Annotated in this window: 20 protein-coding genes; all 20 read right to left on the bottom strand. The window is 45.2% G+C overall.

The window, feature by feature from the left end; all coding sequences use genetic code 11:
• Positions 1-8: 8 nt before the first annotated feature.
• The 20 genes from A5870_RS01680 to A5870_RS01580 all read right to left on the bottom strand — a co-directional run bounded on the left by A5870_RS01680 (position 9) and on the right by A5870_RS01580 (position 22,758).
• Positions 9-1,457 (bottom strand): ABC transporter permease, encoded by a 1,449-nt coding sequence (locus A5870_RS01680; protein ID WP_086293375.1) that lies wholly within the window; start codon positions 1,455-1,457, stop codon positions 9-11.
• A 273-nt stretch (positions 1,458-1,730) separates the two neighbouring features.
• The gene (locus tag A5870_RS01675; protein ID WP_086291612.1) at positions 1,731-3,116 is read right to left on the bottom strand and encodes an APC family permease; all 1,386 of its coding nucleotides are present in this window, start codon (positions 3,114-3,116) and stop codon (positions 1,731-1,733) included.
• A 23-nt stretch (positions 3,117-3,139) separates the two neighbouring features.
• A complete protein-coding gene (locus A5870_RS01670) occupies positions 3,140-4,006 on the bottom strand; it encodes a GRP family sugar transporter (protein WP_086291611.1) in 867 nt (288 codons plus the stop codon).
• Positions 4,007-4,121: 115 nt separating this feature from the next.
• Positions 4,122-5,159: a two-component system sensor histidine kinase SapS gene (gene sapS / locus A5870_RS01665; RefSeq protein ID WP_077452325.1), complete on the bottom strand. Its 1,038-nt coding sequence runs from the start codon at positions 5,157-5,159 to the stop codon at positions 4,122-4,124.
• On the bottom strand, positions 5,156-5,830 hold the full coding sequence (gene sapR, locus A5870_RS01660) for a two-component system response regulator SapR (protein WP_005227794.1): 675 nt from the start codon (positions 5,828-5,830) through the stop codon (positions 5,156-5,158). The genes sapS and sapR overlap by 4 nt, the downstream gene beginning before the upstream one ends.
• A gap of 157 nt (positions 5,831-5,987) precedes the next feature.
• Positions 5,988-6,191, bottom strand: a complete 204-nt coding sequence (locus A5870_RS01655; protein ID WP_005227790.1) for a hypothetical protein — start codon at positions 6,189-6,191, stop codon at positions 5,988-5,990.
• A 19-nt stretch (positions 6,192-6,210) separates the two neighbouring features.
• Positions 6,211-7,716 (bottom strand): phosphomannomutase/phosphoglucomutase, encoded by a 1,506-nt coding sequence (locus tag A5870_RS01650; protein ID WP_086291610.1) that lies wholly within the window; start codon positions 7,714-7,716, stop codon positions 6,211-6,213.
• 103 nt (positions 7,717-7,819) lie between these two features.
• Positions 7,820-8,314 carry a methylated-DNA--[protein]-cysteine S-methyltransferase gene (locus A5870_RS01645; protein ID WP_086291609.1) on the bottom strand — a complete coding sequence of 165 codons (495 nt, stop codon included), beginning with the start codon at positions 8,312-8,314 and terminating at the stop codon, positions 7,820-7,822.
• Positions 8,315-8,515: 201 nt separating this feature from the next.
• Positions 8,516-10,438 (bottom strand): ABC transporter ATP-binding protein, encoded by a 1,923-nt coding sequence (locus A5870_RS01635; protein WP_229045650.1) that lies wholly within the window; start codon positions 10,436-10,438, stop codon positions 8,516-8,518.
• On the bottom strand, positions 10,377-12,116 hold the full coding sequence (locus tag A5870_RS01630) for an ABC transporter ATP-binding protein (RefSeq protein ID WP_081117814.1): 1,740 nt from the start codon (positions 12,114-12,116) through the stop codon (positions 10,377-10,379). Before A5870_RS01630 ends, A5870_RS01635 begins: the two co-directional genes overlap by 62 nt.
• A 186-nt stretch (positions 12,117-12,302) precedes the next feature.
• On the bottom strand, positions 12,303-13,853 hold the full coding sequence (locus A5870_RS01625; protein ID WP_086291606.1) for a PASTA domain-containing protein: 1,551 nt from the start codon (positions 13,851-13,853) through the stop codon (positions 12,303-12,305).
• Positions 13,846-14,520: an ABC transporter ATP-binding protein gene (locus tag A5870_RS01620; protein ID WP_086291605.1), complete on the bottom strand. Its 675-nt coding sequence runs from the start codon at positions 14,518-14,520 to the stop codon at positions 13,846-13,848. Before A5870_RS01620 ends, A5870_RS01625 begins: the two co-directional genes overlap by 8 nt.
• Positions 14,521-14,532: 12 nt before the next feature.
• Positions 14,533-16,083, bottom strand: coding sequence for an FtsX-like permease family protein (locus A5870_RS01615; protein WP_086291604.1), 1,551 nt, complete (start codon positions 16,081-16,083; stop codon positions 14,533-14,535).
• Positions 16,084-16,395: 312 nt separating this feature from the next.
• Positions 16,396-16,842, bottom strand: a complete 447-nt coding sequence (dtd, locus tag A5870_RS01610; RefSeq protein ID WP_077452331.1) for a D-aminoacyl-tRNA deacylase — start codon at positions 16,840-16,842, stop codon at positions 16,396-16,398.
• Between the two features lie 6 nt (positions 16,843-16,848).
• Positions 16,849-19,059 carry a RelA/SpoT family protein gene (locus A5870_RS01605; protein WP_077452332.1) on the bottom strand — a complete coding sequence of 737 codons (2,211 nt, stop codon included), beginning with the start codon at positions 19,057-19,059 and terminating at the stop codon, positions 16,849-16,851.
• A gap of 187 nt (positions 19,060-19,246) precedes the next feature.
• Entirely contained in the window at positions 19,247-19,912 is a 666-nt protein-coding gene (locus A5870_RS01600) for a deoxyribose-phosphate aldolase (protein ID WP_086291603.1), read from the bottom strand.
• Positions 19,913-19,916: 4 nt separating this feature from the next.
• Complete coding sequence (locus A5870_RS01595; RefSeq protein ID WP_086291602.1) at positions 19,917-20,672, bottom strand: 16S rRNA (uracil(1498)-N(3))-methyltransferase; 756 nt, start codon at positions 20,670-20,672, stop codon at positions 19,917-19,919.
• Position 20,673: 1 nt separating this feature from the next.
• Positions 20,674-21,621 carry a 50S ribosomal protein L11 methyltransferase gene (prmA, locus tag A5870_RS01590; protein ID WP_086291601.1) on the bottom strand — a complete coding sequence of 316 codons (948 nt, stop codon included), beginning with the start codon at positions 21,619-21,621 and terminating at the stop codon, positions 20,674-20,676.
• An 11-nt stretch (positions 21,622-21,632) separates the two neighbouring features.
• Positions 21,633-22,121, bottom strand: coding sequence for a DUF3013 family protein (locus A5870_RS01585; RefSeq protein ID WP_086291600.1), 489 nt, complete (start codon positions 22,119-22,121; stop codon positions 21,633-21,635).
• Between the two features lie 16 nt (positions 22,122-22,137).
• Positions 22,138-22,758, bottom strand: a complete 621-nt coding sequence (locus tag A5870_RS01580; protein WP_086291599.1) for a DNA-3-methyladenine glycosylase — start codon at positions 22,756-22,758, stop codon at positions 22,138-22,140.
• Between the last annotated feature and the right edge of the window lie 127 nt (positions 22,759-22,885).

Raw genomic sequence — 22,885 nt, 5'->3', positions numbered from 1 at the left:
ATCGCTCCTTACAGCATGATTTTTTTCGGATTCAACCGTAAAATATACAACAGCGGCACCACTGCCGAAAGCAAGATCGTCACGATCCCAGTCGCTAAAAAGGCGATCACATAAGATAAGGTATTTTGAACGCGAAACGCCTCGTTGATCGTCGCTTGGTCGATTTTCGGTGCACCCACAAAGAATTGTTCCATCCCTGCTTGGTTTGCCTCTAGCATACTGCTGGCTAACAAAGATTCAGAAACCATCTTGCCCAGCATATTCCCTGTAACCAAGGAGATCAGCATTGCACTGATACCAATCAACAGGAGTTCGATCACGATTTGTGCAAACACGTATTTCCGGCGTTCCCCTAACGAAAGGTAGATACCTAACTCATATTTACGATCTCGGGTAAACAACACAATAATCAAGGAGATAATAATCAAGGAAGCAATCACCGCAATCACTACGACATACGAGGAAATTTGTGATAAGCGATTCATACTGGTTCCCACACGGTCATACTCATCCGTAGAAGCATTGACCTTATAGCCATTTGGCAAGAGTGGTGTCACCTCTTGTTTGAATTGTTCTGCATCTTCTGGTTGATTCAAAATAAATTGCGGGGTAAAGAAATCCTTATCAGAACCAGGATCTGTCGCTGGAAATGCCACTTGTTGTCCCGTACGTTCCTCTTCAACAATCGTTTTCACAGCATCATTTGGCATATAGATCCGATTGAAGGGACTATCATCAAAAAAGGACGAACTCGAATTATCATTTTTTTCATTCGCTTTTTCTAAATTTGTGTTTTTAAAGATTCCGACGATTTCAATTGGGTAATCATTGCCTTTTTGTTTCTCTGGCTCCTCACCAGACGAATAGTCGATAAACTGTCCATCTAAGACCATGGTGTCACCAACGACTAAGCCGTTTTCCTGAGCCAACTCTTCAGAAATCAACCCCACACGTTTTCCGGTACGCTGTTCCTCTTCAGTGAAGAAGCGTCCCTGTGTTAAATTCACCGTGCCTTCTTCAAAGTCTAGCGGCTTTAAGAGATTGGTTCCTGCTAAATGGATCAAGGAAAGCATGCCCCCAACGATCATGACATTGTCATCATCTTCTTGAGGACTAAAACGATAAGGTTTGAAGTTTTCAACAGCAATCGATGCTTCTCGCAAATAGTCATACTGTTTGACTTCCGAGCGCTCGCCAATTTGTTTGATCAGCTCCTCCGGCAGCGGCTGAATCTCCTCCATACTTGCGCCGCCCTCACTATTTGCCATCAAGGCTTCATAGTCGATATCGATCGTTGCGAGGGAACCTAATTGGTTTTTGATCTGCTTTTCGACATTTTGAGTCGACTGATTGACCGCAATTGCGCCAGCGATCACATTTCCTAAAATTAGAATAACAGCAAACAATATTGCAGATTTTCCTCGCTTTCTCGTCACACTCAGCCATGCCCGTTTCATATAATTCAATTGCCAACATCCTCTCTTTTTTTCTCTAACAAAAGCATACTGGATGAACCTTTAGTGAATCTGTCATTTGGAAAATTTCTCAAAAAAAGCAGATTCATAGAGGACGTTTGATCAAGAAAGACTGTCGTTGCAATGATCAGCACCAGAAATGGCCACTATTTGAATAACAAAAAAAGCCTCCTAAAACGCTGCTTATAGGAAGCTCGGCTATATTTACACAAAAAAAGACAAAGACCGCATCCGGGTCTTTGCCTTTTCACAATCCTATTCGTCAATGTTCTCATTTAATTCGCTGTTACGATAGCCATATACAAAATAGATCGCGATTCCGATCACTAAGGAGATCCCAAAAACGATCCAAGTCGCCGTTTTCAGGCGTGTCATCAAGAAGAGACAGCTGGCAACGGACAACAAAGGCAATAACGGTACCAGTGGTACTTTGAATTCGCCTTTAGCAGGGGGGCCCATCATCTTCCGCAGCTTGATGATCCCTAAGGACATCAAGATCATATACGACAATGCCGCAATGTTGGTCAATTCTGCTAAGATATTCAATGGGAAAGCTGCTGCAAAGAAGAAAGCAAAAACACCGGCGATATAGGTCGCTTTCTTTGGTGTTTGATGTTTTGGATCGATGGCTTGCATGGCTTTTGGCAATAACCCATCTTTACTGATGGCATATAACAGACGCGCCAAGGAGTACATCATAGCGATCGTCACTGTTAATAAGGTCAAGATCGCCCCTACGGAAATGATTGATCCGACAACCCCATGACCGACATAACGCATAGCAAAAGCCACCGGATCATTGACTCCTAATTCAGCAAACGGCACGATCCCTGTCATGATCAGGGTAACAACGATGTACAGTACCGTTGCGATCGCAATCGAACCAATGATCCCCCGAGGGACATTTTTCTTGGCATCTTCGACTTCTTCCGCCGCCATTGCGACAGCATCGAAGCCAAGAAAAGCAAAGAAGACTAACGCTGCACCATTAAAGACGCCTGAAAACCCAAAGGGCATAAAAGGCTGCCAGTTGTCTGGTTCCACGAAAAAAGCACCAAAGACGATAAACAAGACGATCACGCCGAATTTCACCCATACCATGGCATTGTTCAAACGTAACGCTTTTTTCGCTTCTTGGCTAACCCATAAGGTTACAAAAATAATGACTAAACCAGCGATCAAATCAATGTAGGTCCCTTTGCTTGGGTCATAACCGCCAGTCAAAGCGGTTGGTAAATGGATATCCGCACTGGCCAAAAAGCCTTGCACATAGCCTGACCAGCCAGATGCCACCGAAGAAACGGCCAATAAGAACTCGCAAATCAAAAACCAGCCTGCCAGCCACGCGGTAAATTCACCAAAAACGACATATAAATACGAGTAGGCGCCCCCTAAAACAGGGATCCGAGAAGCAAATTCCGCAAAAGAAAGCCCTGATAACACAACAACGATACCAGCTACAACAAAGGAAAGAATCAATGCCGGTCCGGCATATTCAGCAGAAGCAGTCCCTGTAACAACAAAGATACCTGTGCCGATAATGGCGCCGATCCCCAACATAATCAAATCTTTTAACTTCAACTCTTTTTTTAAATTCGTCACACTTTCCCGTTGTATGACTTTTTTTCGAAATAAATCCATAATTCCTCCTCAAACATATACGTTTATGTTGCTTTCATATACCCTAGCAAAACACCGCCGATAATCACCAGCAGACAACCAATCACCACATAACGCAGTTCTTTCTTGGTTTTCTTTTCGCCGAGAATAAAAATCCCGCCTAGCGTTGAAATGATGATCCCCATCTGCGACAATGAGAAGCCCACCGCGAGTCCGACTTGCTGAACCGTGATCAGCATGCAGACATTGCCGATGCCCCATAACAACCCTGACAAAGTATTTTTCCCTACAAAACGATCGACCTTCGTCTTTCTTAAAGCAAACATACTAGCTCCGATCAGCATTCCGATACTTTGCGGCAAAATGATCGCTAGCGGATCCAATCCTGCCCAAGTAATCAAAATCGTATAGGCGCCGTAACCAATCGTTGATGAAATCAAGGACCGAAATCCTTTAGGAAAATCAAGCATCTTGCTGCCGGCTTCTACCGGACTTTCGCCATCTTGGCGAGCGGTCAGATAAGCCCCGATCACCAATAGGATCAAGGCGGTGACACCTAGCGCATAATCGCGGGTCTGGGTCCATTCTGCGAAAAACAATGCACCGGCGACCGTATTTAAAATTAGCTGCATGCCGGTTGAAAGCGGTAAGCCAACAGACACACCTAAATATTTCATACCATGGAATTGACCGTTTTGACCGACGGACCAAAAGAGACCAGACAAAAGACCGATCAAAATCACCTTTCCATCAATCACTGGCATCGTCACAAAAAATACGACCAGAGAAAAGAAAAAGGCACCAATCGTCATTCCTAGCGTTTGCTGGTTCGCATCCCCGCCAAGTTTGGCACTTACCAAACCAATGCTGCCCCAAGCAAACATTGGTACTAATGCAACGAGTATCTCCATTTCATTCATCCTTACCATTCAATTTTAAACACAGGCTTTAGTGTATCAGTGAAAACGTTCTAGGGACAAGTGATTTTTGTCAATAAACACAAAAAGATACTCGAAAAAAAGCAGATTAGCGTTTTTCCTCATAATAACTTAGTAACGGGAAGAACAGCGTCATGGTGGTTCCTTTTCCAACTGTCGACGAAGCCGTTAGCTCGATGCCTAGTTCCTTCGCTAAACTTTTCGCTAAAAAGAGCCCCAATCCCGTCGAGTGGGTGTCCGTTTGGCGCCCATTTTCGCCCGTAAAGCCTTTATCAAAGATGCGCCGCATGTCTTCTTTAGGAATGCCGATCCCACTATCTTGCAAGTGGAGATAGGTCCCTTGGGCATCTTTTTCGATCCGAATCGTCAGCTGTCCATTTTGTGGTGTGTACTTCACGGCATTGCTGACCAGTTGGCGAAAGATAAAGCCGAGCCATTTTTCATCGGTCAACACTTGCTGGTCCTCGCCTTCAACAGCATAATGCAAGTTCTTTTGGATAAAATAATTGGCCTGACTGCGCAAAACCGGCTGAACGACGGCTTTCAATGAAATTTCTTGGACCAGATAATCTTTTGAAAAGCTATCCAAACGGGCGACGTACAAGACTTGCTCGACGTATTCATTCATACGGTTCAATTCATTTTCTAGTAAGATAAATTTTTCATCAGGAATATCAAATTCGATCGAATGCAGCAGTAACCGCGAGGCGGCTAACGGGACTTTGATTTCATGGACCCACGAATCGATGTATTCCTTTTGCTCTTCTTGATTGCTGACCACTTGCTGCATCAATTCTTGGTGCTCTCGGATCAACTGATTGATGTAGGATTCGATCCGTTCTTCTTCTGCCGAGCGTGCTCCTTGCAAGTAGTTTTGCAGCAAGCTGTCTCCGGGCTTGGGGGTGATTTTTTGCCAAAAGCGCCGCTTAGATAAGTAGCTGATTGCTAAAAAGAACACCATCAAGACACTTTGCATCAAAAAGAGATACCCGACTGTGCCCCAATCCATTGGGGAATGAGGAGTCAGCCAAAAAACTAAGACCGTCAACACGAAAAAGACTAGCCAACCGATAAACAGCAGCCAACGATCTTTCAAAAAACTGCGCAAAACCCGCCACTTTGTCATGGTACGATATACCCTTGACCAACCTTGGTTTCAATGTAGCCATTCATCCCCGCTTGTTCGATTTTTCGTCGCAAACGATTGATATTGACCGTCAAGGTATTGTCATCTACAAAACGCTCGTCATCCCATAAGGCCCGCAAGAGTTTTTCCCGACTTAAAATCTTGCCGTGATTTTTCATCAAAATATACAGCAGGCGGTATTCGTTTTTGCTAAGATCGATGCTTTCGCCATTGATATACATGCTGCTGTTGTCGATATTGAGGGTCAAACCGTTATGCACTAATGTTTCGCTGCTGCTTTCTACATAGTTGTAGGAACGGCGCAATAAGGCATTGATTTTTGCAATCAGAACGTCGATCTCAAAAGGTTTTGTCACAAAATCGTCCGCTCCCATATTCATGGCCATGATCATATCCATATTGGTGTTGCGGCTAGAAATAAAAATGATTGGTACTTTGGAAGCTTCGCGGATTTTTTGACACCAATAGTAGCCATCAAAAACCGGCAAGTTGATATCCAGTAAAATCAGTTGGGGCTCTTGTTCTTCAAAGTCAGTCAACACTTGATGGAAATCCGTGGTGCCAAAGGTCTCAAACTGCCATTTTTCTAGTTCTTCGATAATTAGTTGGCGAATCACCGCTTCATCTTCTACTACCATTATTTTTGCCATATCCGTGAATTCCCTCACTTTGCGTAATTTTCTCCTCTTTACTTTATCAAATATCAAAAACGAATGCGAACATTAATCGCCGTTTTTAGCAAACCCTAAAAAACCTCGCCACTGACGGTAGAAGCCAGTGGCGAGGCAAAGCAAAAACGTCTATTGGTTATTCGATGATCTCTACCGTCTCGATCAGTAATTTACCGATAAACAATAAGATCCCATCGAAAAAAAGCACACTCATGTTGACACCTAATAACATCGATAACCGTTCAACGACATCGATTTTTGGTCGTTTGTTCAAGTAACGAAACAAGAAAAAATTCACACCATATGTCACTGCCATGATCAGCAGCATCAAAATCACCATTTTAGTTCCCTGCTTTTCTTCAAATTTTTGGTTGCTGTGCTAAAAACTGTGTCAGCTTGCTTTGATCAATGGCTTCATACTGCGATAGAAAGCGACCGATCGCTTGAACGACTGCCGGTAGATGACCTGCTTCGTCATTTTCAATCTGCAGCACGAGCAATGGTTCGTGCAGGCTCATTCGTAGCAAGAACCAGCCTTGACCATAGGGACCCGTTAGATTGATACGAATGCCTTCCTCGTTTTCTGGATCGATCTGCCAGCCTGGAATCAAATGATTGGCTAAATCAGCGATCACTTGGCGACCATAGTCTTGATAGTCGGCTTGTTGGATCGCAAAGCGCAATTCTTGGGTCTCAGCGGGTTGTTGCAATGCTGCGATCAGCTCATCCAGTGTCGTGCCTTGCTGTTGTAATTGTGGCAGCATCATCAAGAGCTTGGCGATCACGTACGCCCCGTCATCTAAAAAGAAATTTTCTTTAAACGCGGCATGCCCGCTGGTTTCGATGGCTAACTGTGTGTCCAGTCCTGCTTCATTCAGTTCGATCGCTTTGTTGATCACATTACGATAGCCAGAAATATAGCGTACTTGCTGTCCCCCCAGTGCTTCGATAAAGGTTTTTAAATGATTGGAGGTTGGCGAATTGGTGACGATACGTGTGCCAGGGTGTTCCGCTAAGATGATCTTGCTTAATACAGCGATCATATTGTTGCGGTTCAATGGCTCACCGCTTTTGGTCACGACGGCTGAACGGTCGACATCGGTATCGAAAATAATGCCTAGATCGGCTTGTTCTCGTAAGACGGCTTCACGGATACTCGCCATCGCCTCTTTATTGTCTGGATTGGGAATATGGTTAGGAAAATGCCCATCTGGTTCTAAAAATTGCGAGCCATTCGTATCTGCTCCCAGCGGAATTAACACTTTTTCTGCAAAAAAGCCGCCGGCACCATTGCCTGCATCAACAATGATCTTTAATCCAGCCAATGGTTTTTCGGTATTGGTGCCCATTCCTTGGCGAATCTTTTGCAGCAGATCTTGGGCATAAGGCGTCAGCAGGTCTTTTTGCTGATAGCTTCCTTTTTCCGCTGCCTCATGAACGGTAGTGTGGGTCAAAATATAGTGGATATCGGATTTTTCCGCACCGCCTTGGCGGCTGAAAATTTTTATTCCATTAAAGTAATAAGGCAAATGACTCGCTGTCAGCATCACACCGGCATCACAGTCAAAATCTTCAAATTGTGTACTCATAAACATGGCTGGTGTCGTTGCCAAGCCGCAATCGATCACTGCCACGCCTTCTTGCTGCAGCTGTGCCATCAACACTTCTTGCAGTGCTTCACCACTCAAGCGACTGTCACGACCGACTGCCACGCGAAAAGGTCCGCTGCCCTTTGTTGCCAACCAGTTGCGCAAGCCTGAAGCAACTTGCCGGACCGCTTGCTCCGTCAGTGTCACCTGTTCTTTTTCAGTGGCGATCGCAATTCCCCGAATATCAGAACCATTTTGTAATTCAACGATGTTCATTTCCTCCACCCCTTCTTGTAACCGGAATCAATTTTATTATACCAGAGAAACAAGGAAATGAAATTGCTTTTTAGTATTTTTTACTATAAATAATTTGCTTCATCTATTCTTTAAAAGGAATCCCTTCCAGTTGCAGTAATCGGCGTTTGGTTGCTAACCCGCCCCGATACCCCGTCAAGCGGCCGTTTTTTCCTAACACACGATGACAAGGAACCACGATCATCATCGGGTTACGCCCCACTGCATTGGCGACAGCTCGAACAGCGGTCGGACGTTGGATGCGCAGCGCCAAGTCACTGTACGTAGTCGTTTGTCCATAAGGAATTTGGGTCAGTGCTTGCCAAACGGTTTGTTGAAACGGCGTCCCGACAAAATCAAACGCAAAAGTAAATGTCACTGGTTCACCTGCGAAATAAGCTTGTAGCTGCGCTTCAATTACTGAATCAAGGTCAGCTGTATCACTGATTTCAGCCAGCGGAAAGAACTTGAGTAATTCATGATGATCCTGCTGCCGACCAAAATATACTAGCCCTTTTTCCGATTGGACCACTTCATACCACTCATCATCTAAAACGATCTTTGCCAATGCTAGTTTCATGTTTTCACCTCATGGAATCCATTTTTCGCAGCACAACTGCTTACGTGCTGCCGCCGTTCTACGGCTGTCTCAGTGACAGTATACCATTTTTTCGAGCTGCGCAAAAAAACCGATTGGCTTATTGCCAATCGGTCGTTGCAAATAGTGGGAAAATAGGTTGCTCTCCAGCTGCTCCAACTTTGAGCCATAGCACTGGCAGGATCAATCCAATTCGATTTTTCCAGTATATAGCTGATAATAGGTGCCTTTTTCAGCCAATAGCGTTTCATGGGTCCCCCGCTCAATGATGCGGCCATGATCCATTACCATGATGACATCGGAGTTTTGGATCGTTGACAATCGGTGGGCGATCACAAACACGGTCCGTCCAGACATCAAACGGTCCATCCCTGATTGGACGATCCGCTCTGTACGGGTGTCGATACTTGAGGTGGCTTCGTCTAAGATCATCACTGGTGGATCAGCGATCGCTGCGCGAGCAATGGCCAACAGCTGCCGTTGCCCTTGGGAAAGTCCTTCGCCATCCCCCGTGATCACGGTATCGTATTTTTCTGGCAAATGGTTGATAAACATGTCGGCATTGGCTAATTTCGCAGCTGCCAGCACTTCTTCATCACTAGCATCTAGTTTCCCAAAGCGAATATTTTCGCGAATCGTTCCGGTAAACAAATGGGTGTCTTGCAAAACGATCCCTAAGGAGCGGCGCAGGGATTCCAGATGGATTTTTTCAATATTGATACCATCATAGCGAATCTTCCCATCTTGGATATTGTAGAATCGATTGATCAGATTGGTGATCGTTGTCTTACCAGCACCTGTGGCACCGACAAAGGCAACTTTTTGTCCGGGTTCTGCATAAAGATTGATATCATGTAAGACCAGTTGATTGTCGACATAACCAAAATCAACGTCTTCAAACCGCACGTCTCCCGTCACTTCCGTATAGGTAATGGTTCCATCCTCGTGGGGATGTTTCCACGCCCACGTGCCGGTTCGTTCTTTGGTTTCAACTAGCTGACCTTGGGACCATTTGGCATTGACCAGTGTGACGTAGCCATGATCGATTTCTGGCGTTTCATCTAATAGGTTGAAAATTCGCTCAGCACCGGCTAACGCCATGATCACAAAGTTGATTTGTTGTGACACTTGGCTGATAGGACCATTCAATGAACGGCTCAGCTGCAAGAAAGAAGCGATCATCCCAACCGTTAGTCCAGAAACACCATTGATGGCAAACAGGCCACCAATGATGGCGATCAAGACATATTGGACATTCAGTAAGTTCATCATGATCGGCATCAAGGTATTGGCATTGACATTGGCTTTAGTGGCACTTTCTTGTAGTTGGTCATTTAAGGCATCAAATTCTTCCATGACGATCTTTTCATGATTGAAGATCTTGACGACCTTTTGCCCGTGCATCATTTCTTCGATATACCCGTTGACAGCGCCTAAATCTCGTTGCTGGGCGCCAAAGAAGCGGCCGCTGCGGCGAGAAATGATGCGGATCACATTTAGCATCAAAATAACCGACAGCATCACGAACAGAGTCAATGGGACACTGATGGAGAACATGGCGATAAAGACGGAACAAAAAGTTACTGCCGCCATCATCAGGTTCGGAATACTTTGAGAGATCATTTGACGCAATGTATCCGTATCATTAGTAAAATGGCTCATGATGTCGCCATCTGAGCGGGCATCAAAGTAGCCGACGGGCAGAGACTGCATATGCGTGAACATTTGGTCCCGGATTTTTTTCTGTGTCCCTTCACTGATTTTGACCATCATAAAGTTATAGGTCAGTGCGGCCAAGATTCCAATCAGGTAGATGATCGCCATTTGAACGATCGCCCGAAACAAGCCGCCAAAATCAGGATTGGCTTGCCCTAAGAGGGGTGTGATATGATCGTCGATCACGACTTGTAAAAACAACGAACCGCGTACGTTGGCAAAGGCACTTAACAAGATCATGACCACGACGAACAGGAGTTGTCCTTTGTAGTCGCCAAACATCGTTCGCAATAAACGTTTCAATGTGCGCTTGGGATTTGCTGCTTGTCTATTCTTCACCTTCACCAAATCCTTTCTGCTGCGAATGGTACACTTCTTGATAGATGGCATTGTTTGCCAACAATTCTTCGTGGGTACCGATGCCATTGATTTTGCCATCATCCATTACGATGATTCGATCGGCGTCTTCGATCGAGTTGATCCGTTGAGAAATAATGATCGTCGTCGTTCCCGGAATTTCTCGTTTCAAGCCTTCGCGGATACTGCGATCGGTTTTGGTGTCGACGGCACTGGTAGAATCATCGAGGATCAAGATTTTCGGTTTCTTCAACAAGGCGCGAGCAATCGTCAACCGTTGTTTTTGCCCACCGGAAACATTGTTTCCTCCTTGCGAAATCTGTGTTTCATACTTGTCAGGAAACTCTTGAATAAAGGGATCGGCTTGTGCGATCGTTGCCACGCGCTGGATCTCTTCATCCGATGCCTCTTCATTGCCCCAACGCAAATTGTCGTTGATAGTGCCGCTAAAGAGTACGTTGTTTTGCAAGACCATACTTACTTGGTCCCGCAATGCTTCTAAATCATAGTCGCGAACATCATGACCGCCGACGATGACACGCCCTTCAATCACATCATATAAGCGCGGGATCAGCTGGACGAGGGTGGATTTCCCACTCCCGGTTCCACCAATTATCCCAATGACTTCACCGGATTCGATGTGTAGATTCGCATCCGTCAGCGCCAACTTGTTTTTGTCATTGGCGTAACTAAAGCCAACATTTTCAAAAACGATGGAGCCGTCTTTGATCTCTTTGACCGGATCGGCGGGATTTTTCAAGTCACTTTCTTCATCTAATACTTCCACGACCCGTTCTGCCGACGTTCGTGCGATCAAAATCTGCACGAAAGCCATCGACATCATCATCAAGCTCATCAAAATCTGCATCGTGTAGTTGAACATGCTGACTAATTCACCAGTCGTCAGGCTACTTTGTTCCACGATCAACTGGGCACCAAACCATGACAAGAGCAGCATACATGTATAGACTGCAAATTGCATCAATGGCATGTTAAAGGAAACGATCCGTTGCGCCAGCGTGAAATTCCGATAAACATCGGTGGACACTTCGCCAAACAGTTCTTCTTGCTGTTCTTCCCGAACATACGATTTCACGACACGAACCCCTTGTAAATTCTCTTGCACCACATTATTCAAGCGGTCATAAATGCGGAATACTTTTAAAAACAGTGGGTGGGCAAAACGAATCACTAAGGCAAGGCCAATCGCTAAGATCGGTAAAACAACTAAGTAGATCGTCATAAGTTCTGGGCTGATGGTGCTAACCATTGCAAGTGAGAAAATCAGAACTAACGGGCTGCGGACCAGAATACGAATAATCATTTGATACGCATTTTGGACGTTGGTCACGTCAGTGGTCAAGCGGGTGATCAAACTGGAGGAAGAAAAGCGGTCAATGTTTGAAAAGGAAAAATCTTGGATTCGGCGAAACAGATTGTGCCGCAGGTTGCGGGCAAAACCAGCCGAAGCGATCGCTGCGGTTCGTCCGCCAAGCGTTCCTAAAAGTAATGCGATCAAGGAACATAAAAAAAGCAAGCCGCCATCTCTTAGAATCACACCGGCGTCTCCTTTTTCGATCCCTTGGTCGATCATCATGGCCATGATCAGGGGCATAATGACATCTAAGGCAACCTCTCCTGCTACATACACAGGGGTCAGCAAGCTGTCCTTCTTATAGCTGCCAACATTCGCGAGTAATTTTTTTATCATTTGTTTCGTCCCTTCTATAGATGGCACTGCGGAGCCATTTTTTATCGTTACCATCAAGTTTACTTTATCGATCCAGCGATTTCAAGCGGCTCGCTCGTGTTTTTTTTTACAATTAGTAAGTAAAAACACCCTTCCAAGGAAGGGTGCTTACCTTTTGATGCGGTTTGAAAAAGCGCTTGGTAGGAATTATTCGGTAGCGTTTGAACCAGCGGTACTGATCGGTTCATCGGTATCGTCACCGCCATCATCTGCCGGCGGTGTTTGGGTACTGCCTTGCAGATTGCCACGACTGATCCCGATAGTGATCCACGTTTCTAAGGGAATAAACTCGCCGTAGCGGCTCATTTCAACGACGGTTCCTTTCGGTTCCGCCGAATCGATATAGTAGATTTCGTAATAGACATTGGCGCCTTTTGATTTGTATTCATCAAAGAATAGTTTTGGCAAGTCGCCTTCCGTTGCTTGGAAACGGATGTCTTTCAAATACGGTCTGCCTAATGAGTAGACGACTTTGACAGTTGGCAAAGTATCGCTTTCGCTGTATTCTTTGCCGGCTTCCTCCGACTGACTCAAGAAACTACCATACGCCACTTGATCGGAATAGACCGTGCTGACTTGCAGCGGGATCTTCGATTCTAGACCTTGGGCTTCTTCGATCGTGTATTGTGAAAAATCTGGAACGGTCAAAGCCTGGCCTTTTGAGACCTTCACCACAAATTCTTCTTTTTTCGCAAGTTTGCTGCCTTTGACTGGTTCTTGTGAAACCACCAGGTCTAGGGCGACACTGTCAGAAAAGACGGTTTCTTCTTTGTATTTCAAGTCATTCTTTTTCGCCCATTCGGAAGCTTCACTTTTGGCTTTGCCTGTAAAATCAGGTACTTCAATATTTTTTTCAAAAACTTCTTTGCCCTTTGAATAATAGACACTCAAACGGTCTTTGCGTTTGTATTCGGCTAAATCAAGCTCTTTGTTGGCTGCTTCTTGTTTAATAAAAGCTTCTGCTGCTACGTTGTCGTCAAATTGTTCGATCAAAGAGAGGTTCTCGGCTTTATTGCTGGCGATCCATTCTTTTGCTTCGGTCACTTGCATCGCTGAAAAATCTGGCAGCTCTAAGCGTTCTTCAGGATCAGGCCCGAGACTCGCCGTCAGTGTCAATGTGGCACCCTTCTTGATCTTTTTGTCAGGGTCAACACTTTGGTCGATTACTTGGTTGACGTCTTTGTCAAAGTCATATTCTTGCTCCACTTTGATAGCGACGCCTTCTTCCATGCCCCACGTCCGCGCTTCTGACAGATCTTGGGCAGTGAAATCCGGCACCTTCACATGGGTCATCTGATAATAGACGATCCCGATCACGGTAACCGCCAAGGCGGTCAGTAGGGCAATCAGCAAGATTTTTTTCTGCTTACGCTTTTTGTAGGTCGGATCAAATTCCGTTTCTTCTTTCCCAAACCGGCTGACTGGTTCCTTTGATGCTACCTTCTCCGTCGAAGAACTCGCCGCTTTTGCTTCAGTCGTCTGTGTTTGTTGACGGGCTGCCGAACGACTCAGTGGCTCACTAGCGGTCGACTCTTCTGATTGGTGAACCGTCGTCGGCTCTGCTGGTTTGCCCGCCTGCTCCGCGCCACTTGCGTTTTGATCTCCGATAGGTTCGCTGGTTTTTTTCTCGCGATCGGGCGTGGGTTTCTTTTTGCCATCATAGTTGTCCGGGCTAAAATTTGATAAAAAATCACTCATGTTTGCTCAACACACCTTTACGTAAATACAAGACTTCATCCGCTTGTTGAGCGATCTCGTTGGCGTGGGTCACGACGATCACACATTTGTTGTGGACGTGTGCCAGCTCTTTAAAGATATCGATGATTTCTTGTTCCATTTCTTCATCCAAATTCCCGGTTGGTTCGTCCGCTAAAATGATATCGACATTGGTGGCTAACGCCCGGGCGATCGCTACCCGTTGTTGTTCCCCACCAGATAATTGATTGACGAGACGATCGGCTTTTTCTTTAGTGATGCCTATATAATCCAGCAAATTGTACGCCAATTCTCGTTGATTGTCTGGCAGCTGATTTTTCGTAATCGCCATCGGCACTAAGACATTTTCGACTGCACTCAAATAGGGAATCAGATTATAGCTTTGGAAAATGATACTGATGTCGTCGCGGCGATAATTCTCATGCCCGATTTTTTCGATATCGGTGCCTTCATAAAGTACTTGACCGCTTTTCGGACTATCCAACGCACTGATCAAGGACAAAAACGTCGTTTTTCCCGAACCAGATTGTCCTAAGATGGCATAGAAAGTCCCTTTTTCAAAAGAAACAGAGGTCTCTTTCAGTATATAGCGACGCTGATCGCCGTCTTGGTAATAGTAATCGACTGCTTTGGTTTCTAATAAAGTCATCGTTGGTTCCTCCTACATCATGATTTTCTTTGGATTCAAGCGTAAAATATACAATAGCGGTAAAATCGCTGAGAGTAAGACAGTTCCTAGACCTAACAGCAGATACGTGATGATGTAGCCTGCTGAGAAGGACACTTGATAGGCATTCTTGATATCCATGTAATCAATATTAGCTGCCATCAAACCGCCATAATAAACACCGCCCATATCATTTTGATTGCTCATCCAATCGTTTTGCATCAAGGTATTTGAAACGGCCCCACCTAATAAGTTCCCGGTCACTAAGGACAATAGCAGTGCGGCTAAACTAACCAGCAAGACTTCAATTACGATCTGTCCAATGACTTTCCCACGGCTTTCCCCCAAGGAGAGATAGATGCCTAATTCTTGTTTCCGATCTCGTAAGAAAAGTAGGACCACTAAGGAAATGATAAAGATGGTTGCGATCGATGCAATGATCACGATGTAATTTGCGATCACCCCTAAACGAGTAAAGCCACCGGCGATCTGCTCGTATTGATCCGTATTGGCAATGACACGATAGTATTGGGGCAATAAGGCACCGGCTTCTTGTTTAAAGGCTTCGACGTCATCCGTTGAATTTAGGACAAAGATCGGCTGATAATAGGCGTCTGACTCTTCTTCGATCACTTCTTGACCCCAAAGCTTTTCAGACTGCAATTTGTTAAAATCTTGCACTAAATTATTGCTAGCATAAAAGGTGTTGATTTGATCCATCACTTGCCATATCTGATCACTATTTTGAGAATTGCTCTGATCTGATGAATTGCCTTGATTGCTTTGATCCTTTTTAACGACAGAAAAGATCCCTGCAATGGTCACGGGATAATCAAAGGTTGCGACACGATTGCCACTTTCAGCTGTTTCGTCCGTCGCATCCTCACTATCGTCACTCACTGCTTCGCTTGAGCCTTCTTCCATCATGACTTCTGCCCGTGTATCCCACACCAATTGATCACCGACACTCAGGTTATTCAATTCTGCGATCTCTTTACTGATCAATACCGCGTTCGTCAACTCACTGACATCTTTTTCTGTCAATCCCTCGCCTTCCTCCAAGCGAATCAAGCCTTCTTGCATGTCTAATGGTTCAACCAAATTTCCACCCTTCAAGGTGAAATAGTTGCCACCCATGCCGACCGATCCATCCTCTGGCGTATAGGCTTTCAATTTTGTTGTTTCTAACCAGGCTTGATTTTGGTAATCAAAGTATTTTACATAGCTTAACTGACCGATTTGCTCATAAACATCCAATGCTGGTGGTTTCGGATAAAAATCCTCTCGAGACCGCTCTTCATCCGAAACATCTGCGTTGTCTTTTTCAAAACCTTCCCAATCCATTTCCACCGTAGCTACGTTCCCCATTTTGCGTTTCGTCTCTCGCTCCACGTTGGCAGTGGATTGTTGAATTGCTACAGCACCAGCGATCACATTGCCTAAAATAAATAGAACTAAAAATAAAATAAATGATTTCCCTTTTCTTCTGGTGATACTTTTTAATGCACGCTGCCAAAAGTTCATTGTTATTTCCTCCAGTGACATTATTTTTTAACAATTATTCCATACTTCTCCCTTAAGAACAATCGCAATAAAGGATTGTTTTTCGAATTTGAAATATTAAAAAACGAGCTCAAACGATATTTTCATTTAAAAACCCTTATAAAAGAACAAGAAAAAGATGTTAAATAACAAATAAAAGAACGGGATTTTTGCTAACAGTTTTGTAAGATTTCCCGATTTCAACTCAGATTTCACATAGAGTCCATCAAAAACGCTTGGCGCTTTCGAGAGGATAAAAAAACGAAGGAATTTTCTCACTATTTCCCAGCGAGAAAATCCTTCGTTTTGTATCACTTATTTTTCTTTCGTATCGATCACGATCGTCACCGGGCCATCATTGACCAAGGCGACTTGCATATCTGCGCCAAATTTCCCGGTAGCAACAGTGATCCCTTCGGCTTTTAAGCCTTCATTAAAGGCTTCGTAAAGCGGGATCGCAATACTTGGCGGTGCCGCTTGAATGAAGCTGGGGCGATTGCCTTTCTTCGTCTCCCCATAGAGGGTAAACTGTGAAATACTCAAGACGGAACCGTTTATGCTTTCCAGTGACCGATTCATTTTGCCCTCTTCGTCTTCAAAAACCCGTAAATTCTTGATTTTTCTTACGAGATAAGCCACATCGTCACCTGTATCCTCATGGGTGATCCCCAACAAAACCATGAATCCCTGTTGGATCGCACCGACGACATTGTCCTCAATCGACACGCTTGCTTGACTGACTCGCTGGATCACTGCCCGCATTCTTTCTCATCCCTTCGTACGTCTGACGCTGTAAACATCTGGAATTTGTTTGATCTTATCAACGATCGATTTCAAATGAGTCAAATTCTGAATCGCCACCGTGATGCGGATCGTTGCCATTTTGTCTTTGTTGGTTTTGGCTTCGACACTTACCAAACGCTTGGTGACGCTATTGACTGTCTGTAAGACATCGTTGAGTAAACCAGAACGATCATAGCCATAGATCTCAAGATCGGCATCGTATTCCTTGTTGATGTCGGTGGCATCTTCCCACTCAACGTCGATCAAACGGTTCGCGGCGTCTTTGTTTTGAACATTGGGACAATCGCTGCGGTGGATCGAGATTCCCCGCCCTTTAGTAATATAGCCGACGATCGAATCCCCAGGAACCGGATTGCAGCAGCGGGAGATGCGGATCAACAAGTTATCGACCCCTTCAATGACAATGCCGCCTTCGTGACGAACCTTCATTTTTTCTGGTTCTTTTTTCGCCGGTTGATTGATCATCTCTTGGACTTGCTGCTTTTGCTTCTCGATTTGTTTCTCCCGCCGTTCTTCTTCGGTCAAACGGTTGGCTAAGGTCGTGGGACTGACTTCCCCATAGCCGACAGAGGCAAACAAGTCATCCTCTGTTTGGTAGTTGAACCGTTCGCAAGCTTCCGCCATTTTGCTTTTCGTCAAGAATTCTTTTGGCACAAAGCCCATATCTTGTAAAGTACGAACCACTGCCTCATGCCCTTTGATGATGTTTTCATCACGATCTTGGGCTTTGAAGAATCGTTTGATTTTGTTCTTCGCTTTGCTGGTAGCCACTAGTTTGACCCAGTCGCGGCTTGGCCCAAAGGAATTTGGTGAGGTCAAGATCTCGATAATGTCCCCATTTTTTAGCTTGTAGTCCAATTGGACCATTTTGCCGTTGACCTTGGCGCCGGTGGTTTTGTTACCGATGTCGGTATGGATGCTATAGGCAAAATCCAGTGGACTGGAGCCTTGAGGCAACTCCGTCACATCACCTTTTGGCGTAAATACATAGACTTTGTCGCTGAAAATATCGCCTTTGACACCTTCCATAAATTCAGAAGCATCATAGCTTTCGTCTTGTAGTTCCAAGATTTCGCGGAACCAGCCAACTTGTTGGGTCATCTTGTCGGCTTTGACTTTTTCCGTCTTGCCTTCTTTATAGGCCCAGTGCGCAGCAACCCCAAATTCAGCGATCTCATGCATTTCATGGGTCCGAATTTGGATCTCGACAGGATTGCCTTTGGGACCAATAACCGTCGTATGCAGTGATTGGTACATGTTGGCTTTTGGCATCGCGATATAGTCCTTGAACCGCCCTGGCATTGGTTTCCATTTTGTATGGATCGTTCCCAAAACCGCGTAACAATCTTTGATGGAGTCAACGATCACTCGGATCGCCAACAAATCATAAATTTCATTGAACTGTTTCTTTTGGTCTTTCATTTTGCGATAGATCGAGTAAATATGCTTTGGTCGACCATAGATCTCAGCATAGATATCTAGTTCTTCCGTAGCGATCCGAATCTCTTCCACGGTTTCGGAAACGTAGGATTCCCGTTCTTCTCGTTTGGTCTGCATCAAATGCACGATTCGGTAATATTGCTGTGGATTCAAGTAACGCAAAGAAATATCTTCTAATTCCCATTTGATGCGGCTGATCCCTAAACGATGAGCCAATGGGGCATAGATTTCCATCGTTTCTTGGGCGATACGGCGTTGTTTGTCTTCCCGCAGATGTTTCAACGTACGCATATTATGTAATCGGTCAGCCAGCTTGACCATGATGACCCGTAGATCTTGCGCCATGGCGATCAACATTTTTCGATGATTTTCTGCTAATTGTTCTTCATGAGATTTGTACTTGATCTTACCCAGCTTGGTCACGCCATCCACTAGCATCGCTACATCGGCACCGAATTCTTCTTTCAGATCGGCTAGCGTCACATCAGTATCTTCGACGACATCATGCAAAAAACCTGTTGCAACGGTATGTGGGTCCATCTGCAATTCTGCCAAGATCCCCGCAACTTGGATTGGATGAATAATGTAAGGCTCGCCGGATTTACGGAATTGTTCTTTGTGGGCTTCTGTCGCATAGTCTAATGCTTTTTGGACAAAGGCAACGTGTTCTTCACTCATATAATGAGCGACCAATTTGATGACATTGGGCCCGGTCAATATAACTTCTTTTGCCATTCATTCCGCCTCCTGCTCTTCTTTTTTGTGCTATCAAAAAGGCAGACAGAAGTCACTGTTAACGTCTCGTCACGCACCCAAAGCCTTGCGGACAAACGTTCTAAGCATGGGACTCCTGTCTAACCTGCAGTTCTTATTTAGTAGTATTATTATACAAATTTTTCAGCTATTTTTCAATCGCTGTTGTTCAAAGCATATCGGGTGCTGGCTGGTCCTTAAGCAATTCTTCAAAAACATGATACGAGAGCCCGATTTTCTCAGCGCCGGCAGCTCGTAATGATTCCAGAGCTTGTTCATCGACCGTATCGGGATTGATCTGGATCGACAGTTGGCTGCCACCATCTAAGGAGAACAAGCTCACGTCATGCAATGCTTCTGCTAGTGGTTGTTTTTGCCCTAAAACGATCTTTGGCCAAGCTTCTTCTTTCAAGCGCTGTGCAACTTGGATTTTCGTTAATTCATTCATGATTTCGGTCTGAACAGCTAAGCGGATCTCCCCTCCTGTCAAGGTCAAGGAGCGGATCGTTTCGGTCAACTCTGCAAAGCCACGATCATTTTCCATGAAGGAAGAAGCCGGTAGCCAGACTTCCAAAAAATCGGCACCTTCCATAAACGCCCGACCGATTTCAAACGCTACCTTTGCCAGTGTTCCTTGGGCAAGGGGGTAATCGATCACTGCGCCGATTTGTAGGGAAGAGCCTTGTGCCAAGATTTTCGCCCGCCGAATGGCACTAGGCAAAACGACGACTTCCTTTAAGGCCGTCTTATATTGATTGATAAAATCCTTCAAGACCCAGTCGGTCAGATCGGCCGTCAACAAACGGACACTGATTGCTTCTTGGTTCTTATTCATCAACTCACATCCTCTTTAATTCCGTTAACACACTGACAGCACTTAAAAAATAAAACGGTGCTGTTTCTGTTCGTAAAATTCGAGGGCCTAACCCGCATAATTTGGCGTTGTTTTCCTGGGCTTCTTCGATTTCGGAGGGGGTCAGACCGCCTTCTGGGCCAAAGATCGCTAAAACTTTGCTACCAACGGGCAATGCGGTGATCACTTGCAGCAGCATCGCTGCTTCTCCTTGCTTGGCTGATTCTTCATAAGCCACTAGGACCGCATCATACTGACTGAGGCTTTGCCAAAATGCTTTGGCGTTATCCAGCAGTGTGATGGCTGGTGCGATCTGCCGTTGGGATTGCTCCGCCGCTTCTTGGGCGATTTTTTGCAGCCGCTGCTGCTTTTTCTGTAACTTCTTTTGATCCCATTTCACGACCGAAGTTTGCGCAGGAAAACCGATAAAGGCTGCAGCCCCCAGTTCCGTGCCTTTTTGAACGATCAAGTCCAGCTTGTCGCCTTTCGGGTAGCCGCTAGCGATCGTGACCTGCAGCGGCAATTCCTTGTCCTGCTGTTCTTTTTCGACTTCCTCTAAGTAAACCGTTTCTTCATCCGCCTCTTTGATCTTGGCGATGATCGCCAAATGATCCTCAAAGACTAAACCGACTTTCGTGCCGGGCGTCATGCGCATCACTCGGATCATATGGTGGAAAGGTTCTCCCGAAACGGCAAACACCGCTTTTGCTTCATAAGGCTCCTGTAAAAAATATCGCTGCATCTTACTCTACCTCTGGTTTTTTAAAGGCGATCGCATACCAGTCTTTTTGATTGAACAATTGATCGATCTCAAAGCCTTGTGCGATCATGGCATCAATCACTAATTGTTTTTTCGTCTCAATAATCCCAGAAACGATCAAGGTGCCTTCTTGCTTCAATAGACGCCACGCATCAGGGATCATCAATAAAATGATGTCCGCTAAAATATTGGCAACGATAAGATCAGCAGGGACTGTCACTCCTTGCAAAAGGTCATTGGCTTGGACAGTCACATCTTGAGCAATAGGGTTCATCGCCATATTTTCTTGGGCGGACCTCACAGCGACTTCATCTAGATCATAAGCGAACACGTCTTTGGCACCTAAATATTTACTGGCGATACTCAACACGCCTGAGCCCGTCCCGACATCTAAGACGGTTTCACCGCCTCGCAAGTAGACTTCTAGGGCTTGTAATGTCAACCGTGTTGTAGGATGTGTGCCGGTCCCAAAAGCCATTCCCGGATCAAGGGTGATGATCTTTTCCTCTTCTTGCAGCGGTTGATAGTTTTCCCAGCTCGGCACGATCGTCAGATAGCGGGAGATACGGACTGGATGGTAATATTTTTTCCAGGCCGTTGCCCATGCTTCTTCCACGACCTCGCTCGTTGTGATGGTGTTTTTGCCGATCGCCAAACCATACTCTGGCAGACGGTCAATGGCTGCTTTGATCGTCGGTAGCACTTCTGGTAAAAAGATCGTCTCTGGGAAATAGGCACTGACTTGGGCGCCTTCTTCTAAGGTCGTATAGGTTTCTTTATCCAAAATTTCGCCATATGCATCGCTTTTAAAATTTTCGATATCTAAAACGTCCTCGATCGCTACCCCACTTGCTCCGTGTTCCATTAAAATATTGGCGACTGCTTCCACTGCTTCGCTAGCTGTCGCTACGGTTACTTCATTCCACTTCATGTTCGTTCTCCTTAGTAACTAGGGTACGGGATCATGGTTTCCCCAGCCCCGGCTTGATAGTTCGTCATTTTCTCCACAAATGCTTCTTCGTTGAATCGCAATTCAAAGATCGCTTCTTCACTGTCATCGTTCAAGAAATCAAGCAGATCGCTTTGACCTTCTTCTAAAATTTCTTGAATGTAATCAACCAATCCGTCTAACAAGGCTTTTTGAATCCCTTTTTTCCCTGCATAAGGGATCGTTGCTAAATAATCTTCTTCATCAAACGTTGATTTTTGTGGATCATACAGCAAAATCCCATCTTCAAATTCGATGATCGCTTCTTCTGATGCTACACCTTGTGCATCGTCGATCTGCACGTGGTGAGGATTTTCGGCAAACAAGCGCAGCACCAATTCGATCGTATGATTTTTGGCATCCCAATCGATCGCCACATCATAGTCGGTGATTTTTTTTGTTAATCGCTGATCTAAGTAAGTCAATATCGTTTCTTTCGCCATCACTATTCCTTCTTTCTTAACACCATCCATGGTCTTGCTGAACAGCGGTTTTTCGTATATTTGTCAAATAAGGATTGCCAGCCACTGCAAAACGAAGCGGCATCTGGGTCCATTCCCCTTTGTTCGGGATACCGATCCGAGGCAATGCCAAAATTTCTTTTGGGGTACGTCGGCGCTCAGGAACCAAATGCAGCGGACTCGTAAAAATCGATTCGCCGTAAAGCTCAGCTGGAATTTGTAGTGCCTGCACTAGTTTCCCGGGGCCATTGGCTACATCCGGTCCCGTTTTTTGTCGCTGTTGTTCCATCAAGTCAATCCCATCCACCGGTTCTAGCCCGCGAATCATGATTCCTTGTGGGATGCCTTTTGGTTGCGTAATAAAGTTGACGATTCGATGCGTGTGCATCGTATATAAATAAATCGTACCGGGTTCCTGATACATCGCCCGAACCCTTGGTGTGTTTCGCATACCCACACTATGAGCCGCCAGATCATCGGGACCTAAATACGCTTCACAATCCACGATATACCCACCTAATGTTCCTACTGGGGTCTCATGTTCCAAATACATCCCTAATAAGGCACGTGCGATGGTCGTTGTCGGCTGTGTCGCAAAAAGTGCCATTAATTCATCCATTCTCATCACCCTCTTTATTCTACACAATTCTCGGCGAACTTACTATCTTTGACTACAGAGTTACGACGATCTCAACGATTTCTTTTCAACGATCCTGATTTTTGCTGACTGAGTGGAAAATAAGGGC

Source organism: Enterococcus sp. 2G9_DIV0600 (genome assembly GCF_002140615.1).
Classification (GTDB): Bacteria; Bacillota; Bacilli; order Lactobacillales; family Enterococcaceae; genus Enterococcus_D; species Enterococcus_D innesii.
The sequence above is the reverse complement of the archived record's forward strand: the minus strand, read 5'-3'. Positions and strand labels throughout refer to the sequence as shown.

Excerpts from the sequence above, each read along its gene's own strand:
- A5870_RS01585 (WP_086291600.1), bottom strand. The coding sequence starts at position 22,121 with ATGGCGAAAGAAACGATATTGACTTACTTAGATCAGCGATTAACAAAA.
- A5870_RS01600 (WP_086291603.1), bottom strand. The coding sequence starts at position 19,912 with ATGAATAAGAACCAAGAAGCAATCAGTGTCCGTTTGTTGACGGCCGAT.
- A5870_RS01620 (WP_086291605.1), bottom strand. The coding sequence starts at position 14,520 with ATGACTTTATTAGAAACCAAAGCAGTCGATTACTATTACCAAGACGGC.
- A5870_RS01605 (WP_077452332.1), bottom strand. The coding sequence starts at position 19,059 with ATGGCAAAAGAAGTTATATTGACCGGGCCCAATGTCATCAAATTGGTC.
- A5870_RS01675 (WP_086291612.1), bottom strand. The coding sequence starts at position 3,116 with ATGGATTTATTTCGAAAAAAAGTCATACAACGGGAAAGTGTGACGAAT.
- A5870_RS01645 (WP_086291609.1), bottom strand. The coding sequence starts at position 8,314 with ATGAAACTAGCATTGGCAAAGATCGTTTTAGATGATGAGTGGTATGAA.
- sapS (WP_077452325.1), bottom strand. The coding sequence starts at position 5,159 with ATGACAAAGTGGCGGGTTTTGCGCAGTTTTTTGAAAGATCGTTGGCTG.
- A5870_RS01595 (WP_086291602.1), bottom strand. The coding sequence starts at position 20,672 with ATGCAGCGATATTTTTTACAGGAGCCTTATGAAGCAAAAGCGGTGTTT.
- A5870_RS01655 (WP_005227790.1), bottom strand. The coding sequence starts at position 6,191 with ATGGTGATTTTGATGCTGCTGATCATGGCAGTGACATATGGTGTGAAT.
- A5870_RS01680 (WP_086293375.1), bottom strand. The coding sequence starts at position 1,457 with ATGAAACGGGCATGGCTGAGTGTGACGAGAAAGCGAGGAAAATCTGCA.
- A5870_RS01625 (WP_086291606.1), bottom strand. The coding sequence starts at position 13,853 with ATGAGTGATTTTTTATCAAATTTTAGCCCGGACAACTATGATGGCAAA.
- sapR (WP_005227794.1), bottom strand. The coding sequence starts at position 5,830 with ATGGCAAAAATAATGGTAGTAGAAGATGAAGCGGTGATTCGCCAACTA.
- A5870_RS01630 (WP_081117814.1), bottom strand. The coding sequence starts at position 12,116 with ATGATAAAAAAATTACTCGCGAATGTTGGCAGCTATAAGAAGGACAGC.
- prmA (WP_086291601.1), bottom strand. The coding sequence starts at position 21,621 with ATGAAGTGGAATGAAGTAACCGTAGCGACAGCTAGCGAAGCAGTGGAA.
- A5870_RS01615 (WP_086291604.1), bottom strand. The coding sequence starts at position 16,083 with ATGTCACTGGAGGAAATAACAATGAACTTTTGGCAGCGTGCATTAAAA.
- A5870_RS01650 (WP_086291610.1), bottom strand. The coding sequence starts at position 7,716 with ATGAACATCGTTGAATTACAAAATGGTTCTGATATTCGGGGAATTGCG.
- A5870_RS01635 (WP_229045650.1), bottom strand. The coding sequence starts at position 10,438 with ATGCCATCTATCAAGAAGTGTACCATTCGCAGCAGAAAGGATTTGGTG.
- A5870_RS01580 (WP_086291599.1), bottom strand. The coding sequence starts at position 22,758 with ATGGATGAATTAATGGCACTTTTTGCGACACAGCCGACAACGACCATC.
- dtd (WP_077452331.1), bottom strand. The coding sequence starts at position 16,842 with ATGCGGGCAGTGATCCAGCGAGTCAGTCAAGCAAGCGTGTCGATTGAG.
- A5870_RS01670 (WP_086291611.1), bottom strand. The coding sequence starts at position 4,006 with ATGGAGATACTCGTTGCATTAGTACCAATGTTTGCTTGGGGCAGCATT.